Source organism: Candidatus Deferrimicrobiaceae bacterium, from assembly GCA_035256765.1.
Taxonomy (GTDB): domain Bacteria; phylum Desulfobacterota; class Deferrimicrobia; order Deferrimicrobiales; family Deferrimicrobiaceae; genus CSP1-8.
This window is the reverse complement of sequence record DATEXR010000289.1, coordinates 1-11,826: the sequence shown is the minus strand read 5'-3', so window position 1 is coordinate 11,826 and position 11,826 is coordinate 1. Positions and strand designations below refer to the sequence as shown.

Genomic DNA, 11,826 nt, shown 5'->3' with positions numbered 1-11,826 from the left:
ATTCCCTCAGATGCCGGCATTCGAGGCCCGCTGCATCCGCCCCGCCTTCGTTGCTCTCCCTCGCCGTACCGCCGTGGGTACGCCTCCCTCGAGCGCCTCGGCGGAAGCGGCGCATCGACCCTCTCGGTGCACGGCCTCTTCGGCAACGGCCCCCTGGAGACCGGTGCCCGGGTTAACCGGTTCCGCTCGACGCGATCCGTATCCTTCAGCGGGACACTCCTCCAACCGTACTACCGACAACCTCCAGGAGTGTCCCCCCGCCTCGCCGACCCCCCCGCATCGCCTCGGGTCCCCGGCCGACGAACAAGCCATGCGGCGCCTTCCCGGTGCGTACCCTACACCGGGGCGCAATCGGCGGAGCAGCCGAAGGACGGGGGGCCGGCCTCCCGGGCTCCATTCCCGGAAGATCCCGGCATTCGAGGCCCGCTGCATCCCCGCCGACTTCGTTGCACGCCCTCACCGTACCGCTGTGGGTACGCCTCGGTCGTGCGCCTCGCCGGTCGGGGCGCATCGGCCCTCTCGGTGCACAGCCTCTTCCGGAACGGAACCCGAGACGCCGGGCGGAACTTTCCGGGAGGGAGGTCAAGCGCAGACTCGCGGTTTCATCGCGAGTCGAGCGATGAAGCGAGTGACCCCCCTCCGAGGATGCGGAAGCCGGCCATGACGCCCCGCACCGGGGAGCGCGGATGTCGTTGGAGGAGTGTCCCCGCACACGATTCGCTTGGCAAGGAAGGCATCCACGAACGCCCCGAAAACCAGAAAGGAAAGGGCTCCCGGAGGAGAGGAGGGGACCGTTTCCGTCTTATGGGGTTTTCTCGCGTGATCCTTATGTCGCGCGCACTCCCCGGGCCCGGCGGAGGATGGACGTGGTCGATCTTCCGGGGAGGAGCCGGATCGTCCTGACGAAACCGCCGCGGGACCGCACGAAATCGGCTCCGACGATCTCCTTCCCCTTCCAGTCTCCGCCCTTCACCAGGACGTGGGGGACCACCTCCCGGATGAGCGCGGCCGGCGTGTCCCCGGAGAACACGGCAACGAACGAGACGCACGACAGCGATGCCAACAGGTAGGCACGATCCCGGACCTTCTGGACGGGGCGGCCTTTCCCCTTCAGGCGTCGCACCGACGCGTCGCTGTTGAGCCCCACGACGAGGACGTCCCCCAGCGCGGCCGCATCATGGAGATATTTCGCGTGGCCGGCGTGGAGGATGTCGAAGCAGCCGTTGGTGAAGACGATCGTCTTTTCCTGCCGCCGCAGGCGGGCGAAGGTGGTTCGGACCGCCCGCCCGGGAATTATCTTTTCGGCCGGGTTTTTCGGTACGAGCGTTCGTTTCGATCCTGCAGGCACGGTATCCTCCTCCTTGCCTCGTAGACCCCGGCGGGATCGAGCGTCGCGATCACGATCCCCTCTTTCGCCCCGCCCCGGGCCAGCCGTTCTCCCCATGGGGAGAATATGGCCGAACCCCCGGAATACCGGAACTCGCCCGATCTCCCGACGGCGTTGGCCGCCACCACGAAAAGCTGGTTCTCCACCGCGCGGGCGGAGAGGAGGATGTCCCAGTGGGCCTTCCGGACGGCGGGCCATTGCGCGGACACGCAGAAAAGAGTCGCCCCCTCGGAATAGTATTTCCGGGACAGCTCGGGGAACCGGAGGTCGTAGCAGATATGCGGCCCGATATTCCCCAAGGCGGTGGGGATGACCGAGGCGGCGGTTCCCCTTCGGAAATGGAGGTGTTCGCCGGACGGGGAGAAAAGGTGCGCCTTGCGGTATTTCCCCCGGATCGCCCCCGTCGCATTGATGACATAGAGCGTGTTGTATACCGACCTTCCCGAACGCTCGGGAAGCGAACCGGCGATCATGACGCGCAGGTCGGCCGCGAGGCGGCAGAGATCGTGCAGGATCTCGGGGGTGGTCCCGCACAGGGCAAGCAGGTTGTCGTAGGAGAATCCCGTGCTCCACATCTCCGGGAGGACGCAGAGCGCCGCCTTCCTTTTCGTGGCCTCCCGGAGGAGCGTGAAGGCCCGGGCGGTGTTTGCCTCGACGTCGCCCATGTCGATGCGAAACTGCAGGGCGGCTGCCCGAAACGGGGAAATCATCCGGTCTCCCTGGTCGTTGCCTGGCGCGGGATGGGCGTCGGGGAACTCAAAGAAGGGCGCGCGCCACCGTGAGCACCACTATATGCTCCGCCCCGGCTTTTTTCAAGGCGCGGGCGCACGCCGCAACGGTCGCCCCCGAAGTGTACACGTCGTCGACGAGAAGCACGTGGGGGGGGACACGCACGCCGGGCCGGACGGTGAACGAACGGCGTACGTTTCCCTCCCGGGCGGAAAGCGGCAATCCCGCCTGGGGCCTGCGTTCCCGGGTCCTCCGCAGGAGGAGAGGATCGCAGGACCATCCGGTGAGGCGGGCGAGGAAGAGGGCCACCAGCGCGGGAAAGTTGTACCCCCTCCGGAAATATTTTTCCGGACGGATCGGAACGGGAACGATCGTCGGGCGGAACCCGACCGGGAACCGGTCGCCCCAATCTTCCCGGATCACCGAGAAAAGCCGCCGGGCGAGGGTGCGCGCCACATCGCTCCTCCCCCCGTACTTGGCGGCCCGGATCCCCTCCCGGACTTTCCCTTCGTAGGGGAAAAGGGAAAGGACGAGGTCGAACGGCCCGAGAGGCGGACGGAAGGGGATTTCGCCCGGGAACGCGCTGGCGGAATGCCGTTCCTCGGGAAGGACGATCCAGCTTCCTACCGCTTCGGGGGAGAGATCGGGCGACGCGGGGGGGAGCAGCGATCGCAGAAGGAGGATCTCCCCGGATACGGCCCGGCGCCCCGCCTCCCAGGCGGCCCGGAGGCGCGCCCATCCCTTGCGGGATTCAACGCACGGTGGCGGGGATGGCGTGTTCCCTGCGTCCGTGGGAGATGGCGTACCCGTTCCAGATTCCGCAGGAGGGGCAGCGGGCGGTCCACTTGATGGTCGTCTGGCCGCATCCGGTGCAGCAGAACGGGATGAGATATCGGCGCTTGTAACCGAAGGCGCGCTGGTAATGCTGGCAGGCCGACTCATACCGACCCCTCCGCCGGAGCGCCTCGGCGAGCAGGATGTTCACGGATTCGCACTCCGGGTCCAGGAGTTCCGCTTTCAACAACTGTTCCAGCGCCTCGTCGTTCATCTCCAGCCGGAGGTAGAACTTCCCGAGGAAGAGGTTGACATCGAAGTCGGAGGGAAACTCCCGGAGCAGATCGAGGTACACCGCGATCATCGCCTCCGGCCTTTCCGTTTCCACCCCGAGGTCCTCGAGCCGGATCAGGAAAACGGCATTGCGGGTCGCCCGGTATCCCGACAGGAGGGTCTCCGTCGCCTCTTCCGGGTTTCCCCGCCCCCGGAGGTATTCGGAGAGGGCGATGTACGTCGCCGTGAAGAGCGGCTGATCCTTCATGAGCTCCCGGAGGCGCCTCTCGGCATCATCGGTTTTCCCTTCCTCCATGCGCCGGACCGCCTTTTCGTACCGAAGGGCCTCGAACAGGGCCTTGTCCGCGGCGGATGCGGTTTTCCCCTTGAGCTTGACGATCCTCTTCTGCATCGCGTAGGCGGAAACCATCTCCTGGCGCCGGAGGTGGATGTCCCGGATTCCCTCCCAGGCGCGCAGGTTCTCCCCTTCGGAGTTCTCGATCTGCGTGAGAAGGGACAGGGCATTCTCGAGGTCGTTCATCTCGCGGTACAGCCCTGCGAGACGGAAGTAGACGGTAAGGTCCGACGGGTCGATCTGCTTGACCCGGGTCAGCGCCTTGACGGCCTCCAGCGGGTTTCTCCGCTCGGTCTCCACGTCGGCCAGGAGGTCGAGCGCCTCCCGGTCCTCGGGGTTGACGGAAAGGCTTCTTTGCAGTTCCGCGGCGGCGTCGTCGAGCAATCCCCGCCGGAACAGCCCCGACGCCTTGGCGACACGGCCCCGGGCAGCTTCCCGGCGCTGCCGCTCCCGGCGCTCCTTCCAGTTTTTCGACGCCTGGGTCACATCCTTGACCATGGTCCCGAGGATCACCATGGCGGCCCCGAGGGAAAAGGCCAGGATGGCGAGCTCGCTGACCGTCACCTCCACCTGGCGGGTGGCCGAGTAGAAAAACTGGATGTGCTGGCCGTTCAGGAGAGAGATGTACGAGAAGGCGACCAGGATGACCACGAACAGGAGGAAAAGCAGTCGGACCACCATGGGCGGGGCTCCTCCGGGTGTCTATCGATCCTCGGGTATGGGGAGTTCCGGCGCGGATCCCCACAACCGGTCGAACTGGTAAAAATCCCGGACGATGTCCAGGAAGACGTGCACCACGAAATCGTTGTAGTCGATCAGGACCCACCGCCCTTGGCGGATCCCCTCCACCCCCATGGGGCGGAGACCTTCCTTCTTGAGCGATTCCTCGATGTGGCTGGCGACGGCGCTTACCTGCCGGTCGGACGTTCCCGAGCACAGGAGGAAGTAATCGGTGAAGGTGGCGCTCTCCCGGACGTCCAGTGCGCGGATGCCGGCGGCTTTTTTCTCCTGTGCAAGCCGCGCGCACTGGATCACCGCATTCCGTGTGGTTATGTCCGTTCTTCCTCCCCGGCGCCGAGGTACAGGCCGTGCTCGGCGATGTATTTCTCCACCTCCGGCGGGACGAGACCCCGGATGCACCTGCTGGTCCGAACCTTCTCCCGAATGGAGCTCGAAGAGATATCCAAAGCAGGCAGGGCGGGGCAGTATAACCTTCGCCCTCCCGGGAGGCGGTAACTTTCTCCTTTCCAACTATAGCAATGCGGCACCTCTTTTTCAACACGCAACCCCGCGGGGGCCGCCGGCGAGAGGGGCGTCCCGGGCCGCGGGAGGAGAACGAAATCGCACGCGGCGAGGAGTTCCTCGTACCGGTGCCAGGTGGCGATCTCCCCGAAGGAGTCCGCCCCCATCACGAACACCCAGTCGACCTCCGGCTCCGCCCGGCGAAATTCCTCGACCGTCGTCAGCGAATAGGAAGGCCCCTCGCGGCGGATCTCCGCGTCGGAGACCTCGAACCCCGAAAGCCCCGACACGGCGGCGGACACCATGGCGAGCCGGTGTCTCGCTTCGGTGACCGGCTGCTTCGGCTTGTGGGGCGGGTGGTGGGAGGGGAGGAACATGACCCGCGGAAGACCGAGCGACTCCCGGATTTCGATCGCCATGCGCAGATGGCCGTTGTGGAACGGGTCGAACGTTCCGCCGAACAGGGCCGCCGATGTCCGGTTCGCTCCCAATCAGGTCCGGACCTGTCCGTCCCCGAACGCGATGAATTTCGTCGTCGTGAGCTCGGTCAGACCCATCGGGCCGAAGGCGTGGATCTTGGTGGTGCTGATCCCGATCTCGGCCCCGAGCCCCAGCTGAAACCCGTCGTTGAACCGGGTGGACGCGTTCACGAGGACGAGGGAGGAGTCCACGTCGCGGAGGAACCGCATGGCTCGCGCGTGGTCCCTCGTCAGGATCGCTTCGGTGTGCAGCGACCCGTGCCGGCGAATGTGCGCGATCGCCTCCTCCATCGAGGAGACCACCCGGACCGCGAGGATCAGATCGAGGTACTCGGTTCCCCAGTCTGCCTCGGTGGCCGGGATCGCCCCGGGCACGAGGGAGAGGGTCTGCGGGCAACCGCGGAGCTCCACGCCGTGCTTCCCAAGCGGCGCCGAAACGGCGGGGAGGAATTCCGGCGCGGCCTTCTCATGCACCAAGAGCGTTTCCATCGCGTTGCAGACCCCCGGGCGCTGCACCTTCGCGTTGACGCAGACGAGGACCGCCTGGTCGATGTCCGCCCCTTCGTCCACATAGATGTGGCAGACCCCTTTGTAGTGCTTGATCACGGGGATTCGCGATTTTTCCGCGACGCTCCGGATCAGCCCTTCCCCGCCCCGGGGGATGATGAGGTCGATGTACTCCTCGGCCTGAAGCATCGCGTCGATCGCCTCCCGGTCCGTCCGTTCGATGACCGCCACGGCGTCCGCGGGAAGGCCCGCGAGGGACATCGCCTCGCGGAGGATCCTCGCGATCGCGGTGTTGGAGAAGATGGCTTCGGACCCCCCCCGCAGGACGACGGCGTTCCCCGACTTGACGCAGAGGGCGGCCGCGTCGGCGGTGACGTTCGGACGCGACTCGTAGATGATTCCGATGACCCCCAGCGGGATGCGCATCTTCCCCACCCAGAGGCCGTTGGGGCGACGCCCCATCCTCTCGACCTCCCCGATGGGATCGGGAAGGGCGATCACCTCCTCAATCCCGGTCGCCATCTGCTCGATCCGGCTGTCGGAAAGGGCGAGGCGGTCGAGCATGGCCCCGGAGACCCCCCGGGACGACGCCGTACCGAGGTCCTTCCGGTTCTCCTTGAGGAGCCATTGCGCCTGCCCGCGCAGTCCCCTGGCCATGGCGGCGAGGGCGGCGTTCTTCTCCGACGCGGACGCTCTCCCCATCCGCACGGAGGCCTCCCTGGCCGCGCGGCAGACTCCGATCACGATCTCCCTGGTCGTGGCTGTTTCACTCGCTCCCATCTACGGACCGGCTCCTTTTCTCCCCTCGGCAGGTTCTTGAGGGGGGAGGATCATCAGATTGTCCCGGTGCACCACCTCCGCGGGGATCCCTTCGCCGAGGATGGCCCGGACCTCGGGGCTTTTCTTTCCCCTGCAACGCTCCACCTGCGTGCTCGTCCACGCCGCGATTCCCCGGGCGAATTCCTGTCCCCTCGGGTCGCTGATGGAGACGGCGTCCCCCCGGCGGAATTTCCCCTGCACGGACAAAACCCCCGCGGGCAGGAGGCTTTTTCCCTCTTCCCGCAGGACCCGAACGGCCCCGTCGTCCACGACGATGGTGCCGAGCGGGTGTCTCGCGTAGGCGATCCACATTTTCCGGCTTTTCCTTCGTCCGCGGTCGGCGGGGAGGACGAGCGTCCCCACCTCTTTGCCGGCGAGAATGTCGGCGATGGAGCGGCGGGACAGCCCCGACCCGATCACCACAGGCGTTCCCGCCTCGCTGACGACCCGGGCCGACAGGAGTTTCGACCTCATTCCCCCCGTCCCCAGCGACCGGGTCCGCAGCGTGCTCGCCGACCGCAGCAGTTCCTCGTCGATCGCCTCGATCACCGGGATCCGCCGGGCGTCCTCGAAGCGGTGCGGGTCCCGGTTGAACACGCCGTCGCTGTCGGTGAGCAGGATCAGCAGGTCCGCTCCGATCATCTGCGTCACGAGGGCGGCCAGGTGATCGTTGTCCCCCACCCGGATCTCCTCGATCGCCACCGTGTCGTTCTCGTTGATGATCGGCACGATCCCGCGGGAGAGGAGCGCCTCGATCGTGTTCCGGGCGTTGTTGTACCGCTCCCTGCTCTCGAAGTCCTCGTGGGTCAGAAGCAACTGCCCCACTTTCCGCCCCCGCTTCTCGAAGGCGCGTTCGTAGGCGTACATCAGGCTCGTCTGCCCGACTGCGGCTGCCGCCTGCTTGAGCGCCACCGTCCTCGGCTTCTCCCCCATCCCCATTTTCTTCCGGCCCGCCGCGATCGCCCCCGAGGTGACGACCACGAACGCGATGCCCCGCTCCTCCCAGGCGTTGGCCACCTGGGCCGCGAGGGCGCGGATGAACGGGACGCGCAGGCCCGCCTCGGGGTCGGCGAGCACCCCGCTGCCGATCTTGACGACGATCCGCCGGAATTTCCGGGAAAGGAGCAGCGTTTCGCGGTGCGTCATGGTTTCAGATCTCATACGACGGGCGTCTCCGGAGCGCCACCAGGCCGGAAAGGAACGACGGAATCCCCTCCCCGGTGACCGCGGAAATATAATAGGCATCCCTCTCCGGGAAATTCAACTCCGCGCGGGCATGCTCCGCGGCCTCCCTCGCGCCCGGGATGTCCATCTTGTTGAACGCCAGAATCGTCGGGCGGGCGAGGAGGGCGGGGTGGAACTTCTCCATCTCCTGGCGGACGACCCGGTATGCGTACGCGATCTCTTCCGCCGGCCGCGCTGCGTCCAGGACGTGGACCAGCCCCTCGGTGCGCTCCGCGTGTTTCAGGAACCGAAGCCCCAGTCCCGCCCCCCGGTGGGCGCCCTCGATGAGACCCGGGAGGTCCGCCACGACGAACTCCTCCTCGTTGTGGGAGACCACGCCCAGGACGGGGGAAAGGGTGGTGAACGGGTAGTCCGCGATCTTGGGCCTCGCCCGGGAAATCCGGGAGAGAAGGGTGGACTTCCCCGCGTTGGGGAGGCCGACCAGCCCGATCTGGGCGATGAGCTTGAGCGTAAGTCGGAGGGTTCTCGCCACCCCCGGAATCCCCGGCTGCGCCGTGTCCGGGGCCTGGTTCGTCGACGTGGCGAAGGAGGTGTTCCCGCGGCCCCCGCGCCCCCCCTTCGCCGCCCGGAGCGTGTCCCCTTCCTTCGTCAGGTCGGCCAGCAGCTCCCCCCGATCAGCGTCCAGCACCATGGTCCCCGGCGGGACCGGGATCACGAGGTCGGGTCCGTTTTTCCCGTGCATGTTCTTGCCCATCCCGTGCTGTCCGCGCTTCGCCTTGAAGACCCGCCGGTACCGGAAATCGAGCAGGGTGAAGAGATTCGGGCTCACCTCGAGGATGACGCTGCCCCCGTTGCCCCCGTTCCCGCCGTCCGGGCCTCCCCGGGGGACGTATTTCTCCCTCCGGAAGCTCACGCATCCCCTCCCTCCGTCCCCGGAACGGACGGTGATGGTGGCCTCGTCGATGAATTGCATGGAGAAGGGGAGCGTTACGAAACGGAGAGGACGGACACCTTCTTGCGGTCCTTCCCGAACCGCTCGAACTGGACGATTCCGTTGATCAGGGCGAACAGGGTGTGGTCCCGCCCCACGCCGACGTTTCTCCCCGGGTGCACGGCCGTGCCCCGCTGGCGTAGGATGATCGATCCGGCGTTCACGGTCTCCCCGCCGTACGCCTTGACGCCGAGGCGCTTGCTCTGGCTGTCCCGCCCGTTCCGGGAACTGCCGACTCCCTTTTTGTGTGCCATATCCGGACCTTCCCCCCGGGGGGTTACCCCACCCGGATTTCCTGGATCGATAGCCGGGTGAACGCCTGGCGGTGTCCCCGCTTCCGCGCGTACCCCTTGCGCTTCTTGTACTTGTAGACGACGATCTTCTTCCCCTTCCCGTCGCCCAAGGAGAGGCAGATGACCTTCGCGTCGGGGACCGTGGGGGTTCCCACCGTCGTTTTCTCGCCGGTGGAAACGAGCAGAACCTCCGAGAGTTCCACGGTTTCTCCGGACTGCAGGGGGAGCTTTTCCACCCGGACCACATCCCCGGGCGAGACGCGAAGCTGCTTCCCCCCGGTTCGTACCACGGCATACATCAGTGCGACCTCCGCCTGCGACATTAACAAATATATAATATAGGGAAATCCGGATTCGCTGTCAACCCGGAAATCACCCGGAAATCGCCTCATTCCGGTGATATATTCTGGAATTGGCCGGTTCGGCGGGGAGGGGTACCCATGAAAAGCGTCATTATCGTCGGGGGTGGGCCGGCAGGGCTTCTCCTGGCGCATTTCCTCGGGGAGCACGGGATCGACTACGAGGTCCTGGAGCGGGGCAAGATCGCCCAGTCCTGGCGCATGATGCGGGAGGGGATGATTCTTCTGTCCCCCGCGGTCCCGGGCACCGACTGGACCTCGCTGACGCTCCGGCACCCCCTCTGGGCGCTTCCCGGCATCCGGAAGCCGTTTCCCCGCCGGGAGGATTTCCTCTGCTACGTGGATGCCTTCGCCCGGGAGAATCAGCTCCGGGTCGTCGAGAACACCCCCGTGTCCCGCGCCGCCGTCATCCCGGGAGGGTTCTCCGTCGAGACGCCGGCCGGAAAGAAGTCGTGCCGTTTCCTGGTCCTCGCGACGGGTTCCTCGTCCGAGCCGGCGTACCCCGACATCCCGGGGATCGCGCCCAACCCGGTCGTCATCCACGCCTGCGACTTCATCCATTGCATGGCGTATTCGGGGAAGCGGGTCCTCGTCATCGGCGGCGGGAACTCCGCCGCGGAAATCGCGATCGAACTGGCCGGGACCGCCGGGGTCACGCTCTGCACGCGGGGGCCGATGCGCTACTTCAGCGAGACGGGAGACCTGGAGCACATCCGGGGGTCGTCGGAAAGCACCCTCAAGGAATGCATCCGGTTCGGAATCATCGGCCTCCGGGAGGAGGACCCCCCCCTCCGGGTTTCGGGCGGCCGTGTCCGGTTCCGGGGAGGGGAGGAGAGGGAGTTCGACTGGATCATCTGCGCCACGGGGTATCGCCCCGCGTGGATGCCGATCGATGGCGGCGCCGTCCGGATCGGGGAAGACGGTTACCCGGAGATCTCCCCCACGGGGGAGTCCACCCTCCCCGGCCTGTATTTTTGCGGGTCGCTGGCCCGGTTCAACCGGCGGTGCGCCTTCATCCACGGTTTCCGCAACTACGTCGAAAAGATCTTCTGGGACATCGCGGACCGGCTCTAGTGTAGCGTCACGTAAATCCATTGACGATCGAGTCCGTCTCCGCGCACGGGCTCGCGGGGGGCTTCCTCTTCGCTACGCTCGCGACCTTCGCCCGCTCGCTGCCGGTTCCGCTCGACGCAATTGCTCCCTCGCTCCACAGGCCGCTCCGAGGAACCCCCCGCTGCGCCCCGTGCGCGGGATGGCCGCCTGTCCCGGGCTATCCCGGCGACCGATCGGTGCGTCAAACCATTTACGAGACACTGCACCAGTTAGGGCTTTCCCGCAGGCAAAGGGAGGGCGCCCCTCGCGGGCCGTCACGGCCCAGGGGGCGAAGCCGCGTCGGGAGGACGCCCCTCCCGGCCGCGCAGGACGAACTCGGGGAGCCGGTACTGGAGCGCCTCCGCGACGTGCGGCAGGGACACATTCCGCTCCCCCGCCAGGTCGGCGATCGTCCTTGCCACCCGGGCCGCCTTCCCGATCCCCCTTCCGGAAAGGGCCATCCGGTCGGCGGCACGGACGAGGAACGCGCGCGCCTCGGGGGAGAAGGAAGAGGTCAATTCGGAATAGGAGACGGACGCCGTCCCGTTCGTCCGGAAGGGGCGGCCGGCGAAGCGGCGGGACTGAGTGAGGCGGGCAGCCGTGACGCGGCGTCGAACGGCGGCCGACTCCTCTCCGCCGGATGCAGCGGACCAGTCGTCGACGGGCACGGGGGCGACGGTGACCGAGAGGTCGAACCGGTCCAGGAGAGGGCCCGAGAATTTCTGCGCGAAACGGGCAAGGACGGGCGGGGAGCATTGACAGATCCGTTTCGGGTGCCCGGCGCTTCCGCAGGGGCACAGGTTCGTCGCCGCGAGGAGCAGGAACCGGCAGGGGAACCGGTAGAGGTGGCCCGCCCGGACGATCCGGATTTCCCCGGATTCGATCGGCTGCCGGAGCGCTTCCCGCGCCTGCCGCCGGAACTCGGAAAACTCGTCGAGGAAAAGCACGCCGCCGTGGGCGAAGGTGATCTCGCCCGGGCGGGGCGGATTTCCGCCGCCCACCAGCCCGGCGGGGGTCACGGAGTGATGGGCCGTGCGGAAAGGCCGCCGCGTGACGAGCCGCGGCCAGGGGGGTTCGCCGGCGGCGCTGTAGATCTTCGCCGTTTCGAGCGCCTCGTTCTCCTCGAAGTCGGGCAGGATTCCCGGCATCCGCTCCGCGAGCATCGTCTTGCCGCACCCGGGAGGGCCCGAGAAAAGGAGGGCATGGCCCCCGGCGGCCGCGATCTCCAGGGCCCTTCGCCCCACCGGCTGTCCGACGACATCCCGAAGGTCCGGCCCGCGGGGCTCACCGGCGTCGAGGGGCGCCCCCCCTCGTTTTTCCCGCGGTCGTTGAATTTCCCCG

At 67.0% G+C, this 11,826-nt stretch carries 13 protein-coding genes; 1 reads left to right on the top strand and 12 read right to left on the bottom strand.

Annotation, left to right across the window (positions count from 1 at the left end):
* Nucleotides 1-826: 826 nt before the first annotated feature.
* From rfaE2 to rplU, 11 genes are all read right to left on the bottom strand, one after another.
* The gene (gene rfaE2 / locus VJ307_09995) at nucleotides 827-1,348 is read right to left on the bottom strand and encodes a D-glycero-beta-D-manno-heptose 1-phosphate adenylyltransferase (protein HJX74473.1); all 522 of its coding nucleotides are present in this window, start codon (nucleotides 1,346-1,348) and stop codon (nucleotides 827-829) included.
* Entirely contained in the window at nucleotides 1,294-2,097 is an 804-nt protein-coding gene (locus tag VJ307_09990; GenBank protein HJX74472.1) for a carbon-nitrogen family hydrolase, read from the bottom strand. The genes rfaE2 and VJ307_09990 overlap by 55 nt, the downstream gene beginning before the upstream one ends.
* A gap of 46 nt (nucleotides 2,098-2,143) precedes the next feature.
* Entirely contained in the window at nucleotides 2,144-2,572 is a 429-nt protein-coding gene (locus VJ307_09985) for a hypothetical protein (GenBank protein HJX74471.1), read from the bottom strand.
* A gap of 295 nt (nucleotides 2,573-2,867) precedes the next feature.
* Nucleotides 2,868-4,199, bottom strand: coding sequence for a tetratricopeptide repeat protein (locus VJ307_09980; protein HJX74470.1), 1,332 nt, complete (start codon nucleotides 4,197-4,199; stop codon nucleotides 2,868-2,870).
* A gap of 21 nt (nucleotides 4,200-4,220) precedes the next feature.
* Nucleotides 4,221-4,553 (bottom strand): ribosome silencing factor, encoded by a 333-nt coding sequence (gene rsfS, locus VJ307_09975; protein HJX74469.1) that lies wholly within the window; start codon nucleotides 4,551-4,553, stop codon nucleotides 4,221-4,223.
* Between the two features lie 14 nt (nucleotides 4,554-4,567).
* Nucleotides 4,568-5,251, bottom strand: a complete 684-nt coding sequence (gene nadD, locus VJ307_09970) for a nicotinate-nucleotide adenylyltransferase (GenBank protein ID HJX74468.1) — start codon at nucleotides 5,249-5,251, stop codon at nucleotides 4,568-4,570.
* Nucleotides 5,252-6,526: a glutamate-5-semialdehyde dehydrogenase gene (locus VJ307_09965; GenBank protein HJX74467.1), complete on the bottom strand. Its 1,275-nt coding sequence runs from the start codon at nucleotides 6,524-6,526 to the stop codon at nucleotides 5,252-5,254.
* Complete coding sequence (gene proB, locus VJ307_09960; protein ID HJX74466.1) at nucleotides 6,527-7,711, bottom strand: glutamate 5-kinase; 1,185 nt, start codon at nucleotides 7,709-7,711, stop codon at nucleotides 6,527-6,529.
* Nucleotides 7,712-7,715: 4 nt separating this feature from the next.
* Nucleotides 7,716-8,723: a GTPase ObgE gene (gene obgE, locus VJ307_09955; protein HJX74465.1), complete on the bottom strand. Its 1,008-nt coding sequence runs from the start codon at nucleotides 8,721-8,723 to the stop codon at nucleotides 7,716-7,718.
* A 14-nt stretch (nucleotides 8,724-8,737) separates the two neighbouring features.
* Nucleotides 8,738-8,995, bottom strand: a complete 258-nt coding sequence (gene rpmA, locus VJ307_09950) for a 50S ribosomal protein L27 (protein ID HJX74464.1) — start codon at nucleotides 8,993-8,995, stop codon at nucleotides 8,738-8,740.
* A gap of 23 nt (nucleotides 8,996-9,018) precedes the next feature.
* Entirely contained in the window at nucleotides 9,019-9,357 is a 339-nt protein-coding gene (gene rplU / locus VJ307_09945) for a 50S ribosomal protein L21 (GenBank protein ID HJX74463.1), read from the bottom strand.
* Nucleotides 9,358-9,474: 117 nt separating this feature from the next.
* Here rplU and VJ307_09940 point away from each other — a divergent pair, with 117 nt between their 5' ends.
* A complete protein-coding gene (locus VJ307_09940) occupies nucleotides 9,475-10,467 on the top strand; it encodes an NAD(P)-binding domain-containing protein (protein ID HJX74462.1) in 993 nt (330 codons plus the stop codon).
* 293 nt (nucleotides 10,468-10,760) lie between these two features.
* Here the strand turns inward: VJ307_09940 and VJ307_09935 are convergent.
* Nucleotides 10,761-11,826 (bottom strand): ATP-binding protein (locus tag VJ307_09935; GenBank protein ID HJX74461.1); only part of this gene is annotated, 1,066 nt, incomplete at its 5' end.

Coding starts and splice junctions, on each gene's coding strand:
- VJ307_09990 (HJX74472.1), bottom strand. CDS start 2,097: ATGATTTCCCCGTTTCGGGCAGCCGCCCTGCAGTTTCGCATCGACATG.
- VJ307_09980 (HJX74470.1), bottom strand. CDS start 4,199: ATGGTGGTCCGACTGCTTTTCCTCCTGTTCGTGGTCATCCTGGTCGCC.
- VJ307_09965 (HJX74467.1), bottom strand. CDS start 6,526: ATGGGAGCGAGTGAAACAGCCACGACCAGGGAGATCGTGATCGGAGTC.
- proB (HJX74466.1), bottom strand. CDS start 7,711: ATGACGCACCGCGAAACGCTGCTCCTTTCCCGGAAATTCCGGCGGATC.
- obgE (HJX74465.1), bottom strand. CDS start 8,723: ATGCAATTCATCGACGAGGCCACCATCACCGTCCGTTCCGGGGACGGA.
- rpmA (HJX74464.1), bottom strand. CDS start 8,995: ATGGCACACAAAAAGGGAGTCGGCAGTTCCCGGAACGGGCGGGACAGC.
- rplU (HJX74463.1), bottom strand. CDS start 9,357: ATGTCGCAGGCGGAGGTCGCACTGATGTATGCCGTGGTACGAACCGGG.
- VJ307_09940 (HJX74462.1), top strand. CDS start 9,475: ATGAAAAGCGTCATTATCGTCGGGGGTGGGCCGGCAGGGCTTCTCCTG.